The sequence below is a fragment of the Rubrivivax rivuli genome, from assembly GCF_004016505.1.
Classification (GTDB): domain Bacteria; phylum Pseudomonadota; class Gammaproteobacteria; order Burkholderiales; family Burkholderiaceae_C; genus Rubrivivax; species Rubrivivax rivuli.
The window spans coordinates 49224-62722 of sequence record NZ_SACR01000004.1; the positions used below are offsets into that span (position 1 = coordinate 49224).

Annotated in this window: 15 protein-coding genes; 9 read left to right on the forward strand and 6 right to left on the reverse strand. The window is 72.0% G+C overall.

Translation table 11 applies throughout. The annotated features are described in order from the left end of the window. Positions 1 to 24 precede the first annotated feature (24 nt). From rdgB to EOE66_RS12590, 3 genes are all read left to right on the forward strand, one after another. Positions 25 to 666, forward strand: a complete 642-nt coding sequence (rdgB, locus tag EOE66_RS12580) for an RdgB/HAM1 family non-canonical purine NTP pyrophosphatase (RefSeq protein WP_128229701.1) — start codon at positions 25 to 27, stop codon at positions 664 to 666. Continuing rightward, positions 663 to 1970 carry a radical SAM family heme chaperone HemW gene (gene hemW / locus EOE66_RS12585; protein WP_375137477.1) on the forward strand — a complete coding sequence of 436 codons (1308 nt, stop codon included), beginning with the start codon at positions 663 to 665 and terminating at the stop codon, positions 1968 to 1970. Before rdgB ends, hemW begins: the two co-directional genes overlap by 4 nt. 127 nt (positions 1971 to 2097) lie before the next feature. Next, positions 2098 to 4272: a hypothetical protein gene (locus EOE66_RS12590; RefSeq protein WP_128229060.1), complete on the forward strand. Its 2175-nt coding sequence runs from the start codon at positions 2098 to 2100 to the stop codon at positions 4270 to 4272. 25 nt (positions 4273 to 4297) lie between these two features. Here EOE66_RS12590 and EOE66_RS12595 read toward each other — a convergent pair whose 3' ends face one another. The 3 genes from EOE66_RS12595 to EOE66_RS12605 all read right to left on the reverse strand — a co-directional run bounded on the left by EOE66_RS12595 (position 4298) and on the right by EOE66_RS12605 (position 7038). Further along, positions 4298 to 5383, reverse strand: coding sequence for a protein-glutamate methylesterase/protein-glutamine glutaminase (locus EOE66_RS12595; RefSeq protein ID WP_128229061.1), 1086 nt, complete (start codon positions 5381 to 5383; stop codon positions 4298 to 4300). A gap of 41 nt (positions 5384 to 5424) precedes the next feature. Next, positions 5425 to 6105, reverse strand: coding sequence for a chemoreceptor glutamine deamidase CheD (gene cheD / locus EOE66_RS12600; protein WP_128229062.1), 681 nt, complete (start codon positions 6103 to 6105; stop codon positions 5425 to 5427). A gap of 66 nt (positions 6106 to 6171) precedes the next feature. Continuing rightward, on the reverse strand, positions 6172 to 7038 hold the full coding sequence (locus EOE66_RS12605) for a CheR family methyltransferase (RefSeq protein WP_128229063.1): 867 nt from the start codon (positions 7036 to 7038) through the stop codon (positions 6172 to 6174). Between the two features lie 242 nt (positions 7039 to 7280). Between EOE66_RS12605 and EOE66_RS12610 the strand changes: the two genes are divergently transcribed. Genes EOE66_RS12610 through EOE66_RS12620 form a run of 3 tightly spaced genes read left to right on the forward strand, consistent with a single transcriptional unit; the run spans position 7281 to position 9183 of the window. Further along, entirely contained in the window at positions 7281 to 8006 is a 726-nt protein-coding gene (locus EOE66_RS12610; protein WP_128229064.1) for a GGDEF domain-containing protein, read from the forward strand. Beyond that, positions 8003 to 8755 carry a MinD/ParA family protein gene (locus tag EOE66_RS12615; RefSeq protein WP_128229065.1) on the forward strand — a complete coding sequence of 251 codons (753 nt, stop codon included), beginning with the start codon at positions 8003 to 8005 and terminating at the stop codon, positions 8753 to 8755. Before EOE66_RS12610 ends, EOE66_RS12615 begins: the two co-directional genes overlap by 4 nt. Beyond that, the gene (locus EOE66_RS12620; RefSeq protein WP_128229066.1) at positions 8752 to 9183 is read left to right on the forward strand and encodes a group II truncated hemoglobin; all 432 of its coding nucleotides are present in this window, start codon (positions 8752 to 8754) and stop codon (positions 9181 to 9183) included. Before EOE66_RS12615 ends, EOE66_RS12620 begins: the two co-directional genes overlap by 4 nt. Here the strand turns inward: EOE66_RS12620 and EOE66_RS12625 are convergent. Genes EOE66_RS12625 through EOE66_RS12635 form a run of 3 tightly spaced genes read right to left on the reverse strand, consistent with a single transcriptional unit; the run spans position 9180 to position 10879 of the window. Further along, positions 9180 to 9926, reverse strand: a complete 747-nt coding sequence (locus tag EOE66_RS12625; RefSeq protein ID WP_128229067.1) for a cytochrome b/b6 domain-containing protein — start codon at positions 9924 to 9926, stop codon at positions 9180 to 9182. The two genes, EOE66_RS12620 and EOE66_RS12625, sit on opposite strands and share 4 nt — an antisense overlap. A 12-nt stretch (positions 9927 to 9938) precedes the next feature. Next, positions 9939 to 10442, reverse strand: coding sequence for a diheme cytochrome c (locus EOE66_RS12630; RefSeq protein WP_128229068.1), 504 nt, complete (start codon positions 10440 to 10442; stop codon positions 9939 to 9941). A gap of 23 nt (positions 10443 to 10465) precedes the next feature. Next, positions 10466 to 10879, reverse strand: a complete 414-nt coding sequence (locus tag EOE66_RS12635; protein WP_128229069.1) for a DUF1924 domain-containing protein — start codon at positions 10877 to 10879, stop codon at positions 10466 to 10468. 145 nt (positions 10880 to 11024) lie between these two features. Between EOE66_RS12635 and EOE66_RS12640 the strand changes: the two genes are divergently transcribed. Genes EOE66_RS12640 through EOE66_RS12650 form a run of 3 tightly spaced genes read left to right on the forward strand, consistent with a single transcriptional unit; the run spans position 11025 to position 13484 of the window. Continuing rightward, positions 11025 to 11384 carry a PepSY domain-containing protein gene (locus EOE66_RS12640; protein WP_245479024.1) on the forward strand — a complete coding sequence of 120 codons (360 nt, stop codon included), beginning with the start codon at positions 11025 to 11027 and terminating at the stop codon, positions 11382 to 11384. A 25-nt stretch (positions 11385 to 11409) separates the two neighbouring features. Next, positions 11410 to 12072 carry a response regulator gene (locus EOE66_RS12645; RefSeq protein ID WP_128229071.1) on the forward strand — a complete coding sequence of 221 codons (663 nt, stop codon included), beginning with the start codon at positions 11410 to 11412 and terminating at the stop codon, positions 12070 to 12072. Further along, positions 12072 to 13484: a sensor histidine kinase gene (locus EOE66_RS12650; RefSeq protein WP_128229072.1), complete on the forward strand. Its 1413-nt coding sequence runs from the start codon at positions 12072 to 12074 to the stop codon at positions 13482 to 13484. Before EOE66_RS12645 ends, EOE66_RS12650 begins: the two co-directional genes overlap by 1 nt. Positions 13485 to 13499 lie beyond the last annotated feature (15 nt).

Here is a 13499-nt window from a genome sequence, read left to right on the forward strand (position 1 = left end):
GTTGCCGCGGCCGGCGCGGCGCCGCTGCGCCTGGTGCTGGCGTCGAACAACGCCAAGAAGCTGAAGGAGTTGCGCGCGCTGCTGCAAGACCTGCCGCTGGATTTGGTGGCCCAGGGCGAGCTGGGCATTGCCGAGGCCGAAGAGCCGCACCTCACCTTCATCGAGAACGCGCTGGCCAAGGCGCGGCATGCGGCTGCGGCCTGCGGCGGTGCGGCCATTGCCGACGATTCCGGCTTGTGCGTGGACGCGCTGGGCGGCGCGCCGGGGGTGATCTCCTCGCATTACGCGGGTGAACTGCCAAGCAGCGCCGCCGCCGACCGCGAGGCTCGCCGCGCGCTGCAGGACGCGGCCAACAATACGCGCCTGCTGCAGGCCTTGCAGCCCTACGCCGAGCCCACGGCGCGGCGCGCGGCCTTTGTCAGCACGCTGGTGGCCGTGCGCCACGCGCAAGACCCGCAGCCGCTGGTGGCGGTGGGGCGCTGGCCGGGGCAGATCCTGGCTGCGCCGCGCGGCTCGCAAGGCTTCGGCTACGACCCGCTGATGTTCATCCCCGAACTCGGCCACACCGTGGCCGAACTGCCGGCCGAGGTGAAAAACGTGCACAGCCACCGCGCCCGCGCCGTGGGGCAGCTGCGCACGCTGCTGCAAGAGGCCTGGGGCCTGTGATTCCCATCGCGCCGCAGGTGGAGGGGCCCGTCGTCGCCGCGCGCGACATGCAGCACTACCTGCGTCCCGGCACGCTGAGTCTGGGCGCTCTGCCGCCGCTGGCGCTGTACGTGCACCTGCCCTGGTGCCTGAAGAAGTGCCCCTACTGCGACTTCAACAGCCACGAACTCCAGCGCGGCAGCAGCGGCGCCGCGGTGCTGGACGAAGCGCTGCAGCAGCGGTACATCGATGCGCTGATGGCCGACCTGGAAGCCGCGCTGCCGCTGGTGTGGGGCCGCCGTGTGCACAGCGTCTTCATTGGCGGCGGCACGCCCAGCCTCTTCACGCCCGAGCGCATCGACACGCTGATCGCCGGCCTGCGTGCGCGCCTGCCGCTGGAGGCCGGCGCCGAGATCACGCTGGAGGCCAACCCCGGCACCTTCGAGCGCGAACGCTTCCGCGCCTACCGGGCCGCGGGCGTGACCCGCCTGTCCATCGGCGTGCAGAGCTTCGACGACACCGCGCTGCAGCGCATCGGCCGCGTTCACGACGCCGCGATGGCCCGCGCCGCGGTGGAAGAGGCGCGCGAGGCCTTCGAGACCTTCAACCTCGACCTGATGTACGCGCTGCCCGGGCAGACGCTGGCGCAGCTGGCGCAGGAGCTCGACACCGCACTCGGCTACGCGCCGCCGCACCTGAGCATCTACCACCTGACGGTGGAGCCGAACACGGCGTTTGCGAACCGTCCGCCCGAGCATCTGCCCGACGACGATCTGGCCAGCGACATGCTCGACCTCATCACCGAGCGCACCGCGGCCGTGGGCCTGGAGCGTTACGAGGTCAGCGCCTTCGCGAAGAACGGCCACCGCTGCGCGCACAACCTGAACTACTGGCAGTTCGGCGATTACCTCGGCATCGGCGCGGGCGCGCACGGCAAGCTCAGCTTCCCGCACCGCGTGCTGCGCCAGGTGCGCTGGCGCGAGCCGCAGCTGTACATGCAGCACGCCCTGGCCGGCCGTGCCGTGAGCAACGAACACGAAGTGGCGCGGCGCGACCTGCCTTTCGAGTTCATGATGAACGCGCTGCGCCTGCGTGAAGGCTTCGAGCTTGCGCGCTACACCGAACGCACCGGGTTGCCGCTGTCCAGCATCTCGTCGGCGCTGCAGCAGGCGCAGGACCGCGGCCTGCTGGAGCCCGTGCCCACGGCCGATGCGCCGACCGGTGCGCCGGCGCTCGCGGCGGCGATGCGGCCCACGGCGCGGGGCTTCGATTTCCTCTCCGACCTGCAGGCGCTCTTTCTCGCCGAGCCGGTGCGCGGCGGCTGACCCCGAGTTCGCAGGGGCGGAGTCGGGTGCGCGCTGCATACACTTCGCCGGTCATTTGTCACGCCCCGTGCGGCCCAGCGCTGGCGGGGAGCCGTACCACCCACCTGCGACCACGGTCGCCGCACCCATGACGTCCAACGCATCGCACCGCTGGCAGTTCTTCCGCCGTGGCGGCTTCGACCAGGTCGAGCTCAAAACCGCAGAAGACCTGCGTCATCTGCATACCCTCGACCCCAAGCTGTGGACGGCCCTGGCCTGCCCCACGCAAGGGCTGGAGTTCGACGCCACCACGCTCAAGCTCATCGACAGCAATGGCGACGGCAACATCCGCGTGCCCGAGATCCTGGGCGCGGTGCGCTTTGCCTGCGAGCGCCTGCTCGACCCGGGCGTGCTCTTCGGGGGCGGGCCGCTGAAGCTGGCCTCGCTGCGCGCCGACGACGACGAGGGCCGCAAGCTGCTGGCCGCCGCCCACCACGTGCTGGAGCGGCTGGGCCAGACCGAGGCTGCGGCGCTGACGGCGGCCGATTTCGCCGACATGACGCGCCTGTTCGCGGCCGACCAGCCCAACGGCGACGGCGTGGTGCCGGCTGCGCTGGCGCAGGCGCAGGGCGGGGCCGAGCACGGGGCCCTGCTGGCCGGCCTGGTGGCCGACATCGTGGCCACCCAGGGCGCCGTGGCCGACCGCAGCGGCGAACCCGGCGTCAGCGCCGAGACCACGGCCGCCTTCTTCGAACAGGCCGCCGCCGTGCTGGCCTGGCACCAGCGCGCGCAAGACGCGGCCGAGGCCGTGATGCCGCTGGGCGAGGCCACCGCCGCCGCGGCCGATGCCGTGGCTGCCGTGCAGGCCAAGGTGGAAGACTTCTTCACCCGCTGCCGCCTGGCCGCGTTTGATACCCGCGCCGCCGAGCCGCTGAACCCCGCGGCCACCGCCTACGGCGCGCTGGCCGGCTCCACGCTGGGGGCCGGCGACGCAGCCGTGGCCGCGTTGCCGCTGGCCACCGTGGCCGCCGGCGCCGCCTTGCCCCTGAGCGAAGGCGTGAACCCGGGCTGGGCTGCGGCCATCGCCACCTTGCGCAGCGCTGCCGTCGTGCCGCTGCTGGGCGAACGCTCGACGCTCGGCGCCGACGACTGGGCCGCACTCACCGCGCGCCTGGCCGCGCACCAGGCCTGGCGCGCCCAACGCCCGGCCGGCGCCGTGGCCGGGCTGGAGCCTGCGCGCCTGCAGGCCCTGTGCAGTGGCGAGGCCCAGGCACAGCTGCTGGCCGTGGTGGCGGCCGATGCGGCCTCAGACACCTCGGCCGCCACCATCGACAGCCTGCAACGCCTGACGCACCTGCACCGCGACCTGGTGACGCTGCTGCGCAATTTCGTCAGCCTGGCCGATTTCTACGACCCGCAGCAGCTGGCTGTCTTCCAGGCCGGCACGCTCTACCTCGACCAGCGCAGCTGCACCCTCGTGCTGCGCGTGGCAGATGCCGGCGCGCACGCGAAGATGGCGCCCTTCTCGGGCTGCTACCTCGTCTATTGCCAGTGCGAGCGTGCGGGCGAGGCGCCCGTCACCATCGCGGCCGCGCTCACCGGCGGCAGTGTCGACGAGCTGATGGTGCCGGGCCGCCACGGCGTGTTCTACGACCGGCAGGGCCGCGACTGGGCTGCCACGGTGACGAAGGTGGTCGACCAGCCTGTCAGCGTGCGGCAGGCCTTCTTCGCGCCCTACCGTCGCGCCGGACAGTTCATCGAGAACCAGATCCGCAACTTCGCTGCCGCCCGCGAGAAGGCGGCCGATGCCGGCCTGCAGGGCGGCCTTGCGGCCACCGGCAAGGCCGTGGCCGCGCCCGCACCGGCAGCGCCCGCGGCGCCCACGCCGCCTTTCGACATCGCACGCTTCGCCGGCATCTTCGCAGCCCTGGGCCTGGCGGTCGGCGCCATCGGCACGGCGCTGACGGCGGCGCTCTCGGGCCTGTTCACGCTGGCGGGGTGGCAACTGCCGCTGGTGCTGGCGGGGGTGTTGCTCGCGATCTCCGGGCCTTCGATGTTGCTGGCGGTGCTGACGCTGCGCCGGCGCAACCTGGGGCCGTTGCTCGATGCCAATGGCTGGGCCGTGAACGCGCGGGCGCGCATCAACATTCCCTTCGGCAGTTCGCTCACCGCCCTGGCCGAACTGCCGGCCGGGGCCACGCGCTCGGCGGTGGATCCGTTCGCTGAGGCGCCCAGCCGCTGGCCGCTGTGGCTGGCACTGGCCGCGGTGGCGGCGGCGCTGTGGGGTGCGTGGCGCGCTGGCTGGCTGGCGGGCCTCGTCTAGGCCTCGCAGCGCGTGGGGCGCCCGCTCAGACGCGGGTGGCCACACCCACGTGCTGGCGCAGCCACTCGACCAGCTTGGGCGCGATCTGCGTCAGCGGCAGCACCTCGCTGGCCGCGCCCTGGTTGATGGCCTCGCGCGGCATGCCGAAGACGACACAGCTCTGCTCGTCCTGCACCAGGTTGTAGCTGCCGGCGTCGCGCATGGTGCGCATGGCGCGGGCGCCATCGCCGCCCATGCCGGTGAGCATCACGCCCAGGGCGTTGCGGCCCACCACGCGGGCAGCGCTGTCGAAGAGCACTTCCACGCTGGGCTTGTGGCGGTTGACAGGCTCGCCGTCCTGCACGCGCGCGATGTAGTTCGCGCCCGAGCGCTCCACGCTGAGGTGGAAGCCGCCTGGCGCGATGTAGGCATGACCCGGCAGCACGCGCTCGCCGTCCTGCGCCTCGGCCACGCGGATGCGGCACAGGCTGTTCAGCCGCGCGGCGTAGCTCTTCGTGAAGCCCGGGGGCATGTGCTGCGTGATCATCACCGCAGGGCAGTCGGCCGGCAGGTTCACCAGCACCTCGCGCGTGGCCTCGGTGCCGCCGGTCGAGGCGCCGATGAAGATGATCTTCTCGGTGCTCAAGCGGCCCAGCGAGGCCATGGTCACCGGCTTGGCCGGCGGCGCGCCTGGTGCGGTGGCCGCCGGTGCGGCCAGGCGGTGCACCCGTGCCTTGGCGGCGGTGCGGATCTTGTCGGTGATGTCGGCGCCCAGCTGTCGCAGGCCGTCGGCCACGCCGATCTTGGGCTTGGCGACGAAATCGATCGCGCCCAGCTCCAGCGCCTTGAGTGTCACGTCGGCGCCGCGTTCGGTCAGCGTGCTGACCATCACCACCGGCATGGGGCGCAGGCGCATCAGGCGGCTGAGGAAGTCGATGCCGTCCATGCGCGGCATCTCGACGTCGAGCGTGATCACGTCGGGGTTGAGGTTGCGGATCATCTCGCGCGCCACCAGCGGGTCGGCGGCGGCGCCGATGCAGGTCATGTCGGGCTGGCGGTCGATGATCTCGGCCAGCAGGCCTCGGACGAGGGCAGAGTCGTCGACGACGACAACACGGGTCTTGGTGCTCATTCGAAGGTCTCCCTGATCTCTTTTGCGTCGCGTGCCTGTCTTCAGAACAGGTCGACGCTGCCGCCGCCGCTGGCCACCGGCACCACCTTGTTGGAGGCAGCGCGTTCCTGCGCCAGCAGGGCCTCGGTGTTGGCCGAGGCCAGGCGCTTGACCATGGCTTTGCCGCTGGCCGGCAGGAAGCAGACCTTGCGCGGGTAGATGTCCAGCACGTCCTTGCTCACGACGGTGATGCGCTCGGTGCGCAGGTAGTCCAGCACGAAGGCGGTGTTGCGCTCGCCGACGTTGATGGTGTTCATGCCGCTGATCACGGCGCCGCCCCCGAAGACCTTGGCCTCCATGGTGCTGCGCGTGGCGCCGCGCTTGACCATCTCGCCGATCAGCAGGTCCATCGCGAAGCTGCCGTAGCGTCCGCTGTCGGCGCCGCCGCTCTGCCCGGTGTCGGGCAAGAGGAAGTGGTTCATGCCGCCGACGCGCTTCTCGCGGTCCCACAGGCAGGCGGCGATGCAGGAACCCAGGGTCGTCATCACCAGCAGGTCTTCGTCGGCGACGAAGAACTCGCCCGGCAGCACCTTCACCGCCTCGTTCTTGAAGTGCGCGTCATAGAAGAAGAAGGACGCCTCGCCGGACTTGCGTGGTGCAGCCTTCAGCCGCTCCAGCCGGCTGGGGGCGGGCCGGCCCAGCGGGGCGGCAGGCGAGGGGGCAGCGTAGGAGGTGAAGGCCATGAAGGGGGATATCGGCTCGCGCGACGGTCGCTTGAGGGCGGGCAGTGCGCAGCAGGGCTGCGGGACTCAGACGCGTTCGTAGATGGTCTTGCCGCGTAGGCGGAAGAGATCGCGCGAATCGGTGAAGTTCTCCGAGTGGCCCACGTACAGCAGCGCACCCGGCTTCATCTGCGCGTGCATGCGTTCGAGCACCTTGCGCTGCGTCGGGTTGTCGAAATAGATCATCACGTTGCGGCAGAACACGATGTCGAAGGGCTCGCCCAGCGCCGACCAACTGGTGCTCATCAGGTTGAAGGGGCGGAACTCGATCAGCCGTGCCAGCTCGGGCTTGATGCGGATGTGCCCGGCATTGGCGCCGGTGCCGCGCATGAAGTGACGGCGCAGTCGCTCGGGGCTGAGCCCGCGGGCATCGGCGCTGTACACACCGCGCTGCGCGGTGGCCAGCACCTTGGTGTCGATGTCGCTGCACACCAGCTTCACCTGGGCCGAGGCGCCCAGGGTTTCCACCACCGTCATCGCCAGCGAATAGGGCTCTTCACCCGTGGACGCGGCGTTGCACCAGATGCGCAGCGGGCGCCCCTGCATCAGCGAGGCGCGGGCGCGCAGGTCGTCCACCAGGGCGTGGAAGTGGTGTTCTTCTCGGAAGAAGGCGGTGAGGTTGGTCGTGAGGCAGTTCACGAACTCCTGCCATTCGCTCTCGGCCTCGGGGCCGGTGGCCCGCTCCAGCCACTGCAGGTATTCGCTGAAGCCGCCATGTCGCGTCTCTCTCAATCGGCGGGAGAGGCGGCTGTACACCATCGCCTGCTTGCCGGCGTGCAGGCTGATGCCGGCGCGCTGGTAGATGAGCTGGCGGACGCGCTCGAAATCGGCGGGCGTCAGCGTGAACTCCTGGTCGGAGACCGTGGGCACCGGGGGCATGACGGCAGCGGGCATGGGCAACTCTGGGTGGTTGTGCGGCAAGGGCCCCGTCAACACGGGCCACACGGCGGCCGCGCGGTCTGGGGTTCTGCCCGAGTTTGGCGCGGGCACCCGGGGCGCGAAGGTGCAAAGTGCGGTGCGCGAACCCGCCATTTCCAGGCATCCCGGCCCTCCGGCCAGGGCCGTTGCAGGGCGGGGCGCTGCTAGACTGGGCTGGAGCCTGGCCACTGCCCTTCCAACCGCCTGCCGTCCCACCCTTGGACCCATCGCCCCTTCCGCTGCCCGCCGACGCACCGGGCCTGCGCCTGGAAAGTGCGCTGCAACTGCTGGCGCACTCGGGCGTGGCGCTGCCCGGCGGCGAGCCCGGCAGCGAGGCCTGGCTGCAGGGCCTGGTGGACGCGCTGGTCGAGATCTCCAGCCGCGACGCCCTCACGGGCCTGGCCAACCGCCGCGCCTTCGAGCTGGCGCTGGCGCGCGAGATCGACCGCGTGGCCCGCAGCGGTGAACCCGCGCTGCTGCTGACGCTGGACATCGACCACTTCAAGCGCGTCAACGACACCTGGGGCCACGGTGCCGGCGACCAGGTGCTGCGTGCCGTGGCCGCCGCGCTGGTGGACAGCGTGCGCCCCATGGACCTGGTGGCGCGCATCGGCGGCGAGGAGTTCGCCATCATCCTGCCCAACTGCGCCAGCGCCTTCGGCGAGACCGTGGCCGAGCGTGTGCGCCGCCGCGTGGAGCACATGCCGGTGGCGGTGGCACCGGGGCAGCAACTGAACTGCACCGTGAGCATCGGCGGCGCCTTCGCGCCGCAGTGGGTGCGCTCGACCCCCACGCTGTGGGTGGAGCGCGCCGACCAGCAGCTGTATCTCGCCAAGGCCCAGGGCCGCAATCTCGTGCGGCTGGAGCCCACGGCCGTTTCGGTGGTCAGCAACGAAGAGCGCCGCCTGCTCTTCGAGACCTTCCAGTTCCAGGACCACGAATGACGATCACCGCCATCACCAGCGGCAAGGGCGGCGTGGGCAAGACCTTCGTCTCGGCCAACCTCGCCTCGGCCCTGGCCCGCAACGGCCGCAAGGTGCTGGTGCTCGACGCCGACCTCGGCCTGGCCAACCTCGACGTGCTGCTGAACCTGTACCCCAAGATCACGCTGCACGACGTGTTCACCGGCAAGCACTCGCTGCCCGAGGCCATCGTGCCGGTGTCCAACGGCTTCTGGGTGCTGCTGGCGGGCTCGGGCATGGTCGAGTACTCGCGCATGACGCCCGAGATCCGCGAGCAGCTGCAGAAGGTGATCGCCGAGCTGGAGCCGCGCTTCGACCACGTGCTGCTCGACACCGGCGCCGGCATCAGCGACGTGGTGCTCTACACCGTGAGCCTGGCGCGCAACGTGCTCGTCGTCGTCACGCCCGAGCCTACCTCGCTGACCGACGCCTACGCCACCATCAAGGTGCTGGCGCAGTCGCAGGGGCGGCGGCGCTTCGACCTCGTGGTCAACCAGGTGCGCAAGCCCGGTGAAGGCCGTGCCGTGCGCCAGCAGCTGCAACAGGTGGTGGACCGCTACGTCAACCCGGGTCTCGATGCGCCGGTGCGGCTGGAACTGCTGGGCGAGGTGCCGCTGGACAGCGCCGTTCGCGAATCCATCCTGCGCCGGCAGCTGTTGATGGAGATGCTGCCGGGCACGCCGGCGGCGGTGGGCCTGTCGGCCGTGGCCGGCAAGGTGATGGATCTGTGAGCGGGGGCAGCGCTGCGGCCGCGGAGGCCGCCACGCCCCTCACGCCTTACGAGCGCCTGGGCGGCGAGCCCGGCGTGCGCGCCCTGGTCGACCGCTTCTACGACCTGATGGACCTGGAGCCGCACTACGCCGAGCTGCGTGCCATCCACCCGGCCACGCTGGACGGTTCGCGCGACAAGCTGCACTGGTTCCTGTGCGGCTGGCTGGGTGGGCCCGATCTCTACATCCAGCGTTACGGCCACCCGCGGCTGCGCGCGCGCCACCTGCCCTACCGCATCACCGTGCGCGAGCGCGACCAGTGGATGGCCTGCATGATCCAGGCGATGCAGGAGCGCGAGCTCGAAGCCGCGCTGGCCCAGCGCCTGGCCGAGGCCTTCTTCGGCACCGCCGACTGGATGGTGAACCAGGCGGGGCCGCCGGCAGCTTAGTCGTCGTCGTCGTCGCCGCCGGGTTGCGTGTGGGCCGCGCCGGCTGCGCCCCAGGCGGGCACCAGCCCTTGTGGCGCCAGCTGCCAGCGCCACACGCCGAAAGCCAGCACCGCCAGCACCAGCAGCAGGGCCAGGCTGCGGTGCGGCTTCTTCACCACGTCGGGCCCCGGCCCTGCCACCGTGCCGCTGAGCATGGGCGCAGCCAGGTTCTGGCGCCGCGACAGGCTCCAGGCCGCCACGAGCGCCAGGTGCCCCAGCACCACGGCCAGCATCGCGTTGCCGAAGAACTCGTGCACCTCCTCGAAGGCATCGCCCCAGTCGTTGTAGGTGGCGTAGCCGCTCAGTGCGAGGGGCCCTGCCAGCACCAGCAGCGCCGCCACCGAGGCGGCCAGCAGCAGGTGCTGGCCCGGCCGCGCGAGCAGCGCCTGCCACTGGCCCGCCTTCAGCGCATGGAGCGTGCTGCGCCCCCAGGCCGGGGCGCCGGCCAGCTTGCGCAGCAGCGCGCCCAGCCGTGCGTGGCGCGGGCCGAACAGGCCGTAGAGCACGCGGAAGGCCAGCAGCCCGGCCAGCGTGTAGCCCAGCGTGACGTGCATGGCGCGCCAGCGTTCACCTTCTGCAGTGAGGTAGGCACCGAAAAAGCTGAGAGCGAAGAGCGCATGGAAGACACGCGTGGGCACGTCCACCACGCGGCGCCGTGGCGCGGAGGTGGTGGCCGTGCCGGTGGGCAGGGGGAGGGCGGTCATGGCAGGGGCCTTTCAGTCGTGCCAGGCGCGGCGCTGCTGGGCGCTGAGGCCGGCGGGGAGGGTGAGGGCGTCGTCGTCGAACACGCCGCGTTCGGCGCCGGCGTGGCAGGCGCTGCAGTTCGCCGCGCTCTTCACGCTGGGCAACTGCCAGGTCGCCGCGGCCACGCGGCGGTGCTTGCGCTCGAACCAGGCCGAGCGCGTGATGCGGTCTTGCGGCGGCTCTTCGGCCACGCGTTTGTAGGTGCCGGCGTGGGCCAGCAGCCAGCGCTCGATCTGCTGCGTGGCGGCGGCATCCAGCGCGGCTTCGGTACCGTAGTGCCGGCCCAGGCCGCCCATCAGGCGCTGCCAAGAGCGCGCCGGCAGCAGGCCCGGTGCGTAGGGTGTGTGGCAGGCGCCGCACTCCTGCGCATACATCGGCGGCACCTGGGCTGGCATGAGGCGGCCACCGTCGGCCGCGGCCGGGCCGCCGAGCAGCAGGCCGCCGGCGGCGGCGAGGAAGGCGATGTGGCGTTTCATGGCGCGGGCTCCGGCGGTCCTGGTCATGGTTTGAGGGCGATGAGGTAGGCCAGCACGTCGGCCTTCTCGGCGGCGCTGCACTCGCGTTGCAGCACGTCCTTGCAGTTGCGGCGGAACCACTTGTCGGCCTTGGCCGCGTCGGTGAAGGCCTGTGCGTTGGCCGCCGGCGCCAGGGGCTCGATGGCCTTGCCGGTGCTGGCATGCTTGCCCGGGCGCAGGGGCGGGTTGCCGTGGCACGCGGCACAAGACCACTCCCCGCCATGCCGGCTGGTGAAGAACTGGCGCCCGCGCTCGGCCTGGCCGGGGGCGCCGGCTTCGGTGGCCCAGCGTTGCAGTTGCTGGGCTGGGGTGGTGTCGGCGGCGGCGCTGGTGCCGCACAGCCATGCCAGCGCGAAAGCGGCGCAGAGCCGCAGGGGGTGTTGGGTTTGTCGTTGCATGCGGCCATTCTTGAAAGCAGCGCGTGAACCGATGCTGAAGCGCGCGTTCATCGGGCGTTCAGCTTCGGCGGCCGACAATGCCTGCGTGTTCACCGCTCCCTCTCTGTTGCGGCCTGCAGCGCGGTGCCTGCTGCTGACCTGCCTCTTGCCGGCCCTGCACGGCGCTGCGCTGGCCGGTGGTGACGCGCGCGACCACGAACGTGCCCGCGCCGCCGTGCAGGCCGGCGAGGTGATGCCGCTGCCGCAACTGCTGCAGAAGCTGCAGCGCAGCCACCCGGGCCAGGTGCTGGAGCTGGAGCTGGAGCGTGAAGACGGCCGCTGGGTCTATGAGGTGAAACTGCTGCAGGCCCAGGGCCGGCTGATGAAGCTGGCGGTGGACGCAGCCACGGGCGAGGTGCTGACCGCAGCGCGCAAGCGCGAGCGCAAGGATGAGCGCCCGGGTGAGAGCAAGCCCGAGCGCCCGGCCGCCCCCGTGCAGCCCCGCCCGCCAGAGCGCTCGCGCTGAGTACGTCCGGTCGGCCTTCACACGCATGCGCCTCCTGCTCGTTGAAGACGACTCCACGCTGCGCGCGCAGCTGCGCACGGGCCTGCAGGCCGCCGGCTACGCCGTCGACGAAGCCGACAACGGCATCGACGCCCACCACCTCGGCGCGCACGAGGCCTTCGACGCCGTGGTGCTCGACCTCGGCCTGCCGCAGCTCGACGGCTTGAGCGTGCTCCAGCGTTGGCGCGAAGCGGGGCTCACGCTGCCCGTGCTCATCCTCACCGCGCGCGACGGCTGGGCCGAGAAGGTGGCTGGCATCGACGCCGGCGCCGACGACTACCTCACCAAGCCCTTCCACCTGGAGGAACTGCTGGCCCGTCTGCGCGCGCTGATCCGCCGCGCGCAGGGTCTGGCTTCGCCAGTGCTGCGCGCCGGTGCGGTGGCGCTGGACACACGCAGCAGCCGCGTCACCATCGACGGCCGGCCGCTGGTGCTGACGAGCCTGGAGTTCCGGCTGCTCGCCTACCTGATGCACCGCCCGGGCAGCGTGGTCTCGCGCACCGAGCTCAGCGAGCACCTCTACGCGCAGGATGCCGACCGCGACTCCAACACCATCGAGGTCTTCATCGGCCGCCTGCGCCGCAAGCTGCCGCCCGCGCTCATCGAAACCGTGCGCGGCCTGGGCTACCGGCTGGTGCCGCCGCCGTGATGCCGGGCCGTGCTTTCTCTCTGCGCTTCCGGCTGCTGGCGGCCACGGTGGGCGCGCTGGCGCTGGCGCTGGTGCTGGCCGGCGTGCTGCTCGGCGGCCTGTTCCGCGAACACGTGATGCGCCAGCAAATGCAGGCGCTGACCACACAGCTCGACCAGCTCACCGCACGCCTGGAGTTCGACGCCGCGGGCCGGCCCCTCATCGACCCCACGGCGCTCAGCGACCCGCGCTGGCAACGCCCGCTGGGCGGCCTGTACTGGCAGGTGGATGCGGTGGTCGCAGGGCCTTCGGCCAGCGCGCCGCAGCGCGGCGTGCTGCGCTCCCGCTCCTTGTGGGACGGCGTGCTGGCCGCGCCCGCCGACCACCCGGCCGATGGCGAGTTGCACGTGCACGAACTGCCCGGCCCTGACGGCGCGCCGCTGCTGCTGGTCGAGCGCGCCGTGCAGCGCGCCGCCGCCGGCAGCCCTGCATGGCGGCTGATGGTGGCGGGCGAACTGCGCGAGACGCAGGCCGCCGTGGCCCGCTTCCACGGCGTGCTGGCGGTCTCGTTGTTGGCCCTGGGGCTGCTGCTGTGCGCAGCCGCCTGGGCGCAGGTGGCCATCGGCCTGGCGCCGTTGCGGGTGCTGCAAGCCGGGCTGGCCGACGTGCTGGCCGGCCGCCAGCCGCGCCTGCACGGGCGCCACCCGGCCGAGGTGCAGCCGCTGGTGGACCACTTCAACGCCGTGCTGGACCGCAACGCCGAGGTCGTGGCGCGCGCCCGCACGCAGGCGGGCAACCTGGCTCATGCCATCAAGACGCCACTGGCCGTGCTGTCGCAGGCCGCAGCCGCCGCGCCCGACGCGCCGTGGGCCCCGCTGGTGGCCGAGCAAGTGAGCGTGGCGCGCCGGCAGGTCGACTGGCACCTGGCCCGTGCCCGGGCTGCGGCGGCGCAGGGCCTGCCCGGCGCGCACGTGCTGCTGCAGCCAGCGGTGGACGGCCTGCTGCGTGTGATGGGCCGGGTGCACGCTTCGCGTGAACTGCAACTGAAGGCCGTGGCCGTGCCGGCGGACGCGGCCTTTGCCGGTGAGGTGGAAGACCTGCAGGAGATGCTGGGCAACCTGCTCGACAACGCCTGCCAGTGGGCGCGGCACTCGGTGCAGGTGGGCGTCGAGGTGGTGCCCGCCGAGCCGGGCAGTGCCGCCCACAGCCGGCACCGCTTGCGCATCACCATCGACGATGACGGCCCCGGCATCGCGCCCGAACGCCGCGCCACCGTGCTGGCACGCGGCGCACGGCTGGACGAGAGCGTGCCCGGCAGCGGGCTGGGTCTGGCCATCGTCGACGAACTGGTGGGCTTGTACGGGGGGCGCCTGCAACTGAGCCAGTCGCCGTCGGGTGGCCTGCGGGCGGTGGTGGAACTGCCAGCGGCTTGAGCGCCTGGCACCGGC

Excerpts from the sequence above, each read along its gene's own strand:
- EOE66_RS12590 (WP_128229060.1), top strand. The coding sequence starts at position 2,098 with ATGACGTCCAACGCATCGCACCGCTGGCAGTTCTTCCGCCGTGGCGGC.
- EOE66_RS12595 (WP_128229061.1), bottom strand. The coding sequence starts at position 5,383 with ATGAGCACCAAGACCCGTGTTGTCGTCGTCGACGACTCTGCCCTCGTC.
- cheD (WP_128229062.1), bottom strand. The coding sequence starts at position 6,105 with ATGGCCTTCACCTCCTACGCTGCCCCCTCGCCTGCCGCCCCGCTGGGC.
- EOE66_RS12605 (WP_128229063.1), bottom strand. The coding sequence starts at position 7,038 with ATGCCCGCTGCCGTCATGCCCCCGGTGCCCACGGTCTCCGACCAGGAG.
- EOE66_RS12615 (WP_128229065.1), top strand. The coding sequence starts at position 8,003 with ATGACGATCACCGCCATCACCAGCGGCAAGGGCGGCGTGGGCAAGACC.
- EOE66_RS12625 (WP_128229067.1), bottom strand. The coding sequence starts at position 9,926 with ATGACCGCCCTCCCCCTGCCCACCGGCACGGCCACCACCTCCGCGCCA.
- EOE66_RS12630 (WP_128229068.1), bottom strand. The coding sequence starts at position 10,442 with ATGAAACGCCACATCGCCTTCCTCGCCGCCGCCGGCGGCCTGCTGCTC.
- EOE66_RS12635 (WP_128229069.1), bottom strand. The coding sequence starts at position 10,879 with ATGCAACGACAAACCCAACACCCCCTGCGGCTCTGCGCCGCTTTCGCG.
- EOE66_RS12645 (WP_128229071.1), top strand. The coding sequence starts at position 11,410 with ATGCGCCTCCTGCTCGTTGAAGACGACTCCACGCTGCGCGCGCAGCTG.
- EOE66_RS12650 (WP_128229072.1), top strand. The coding sequence starts at position 12,072 with ATGCCGGGCCGTGCTTTCTCTCTGCGCTTCCGGCTGCTGGCGGCCACG.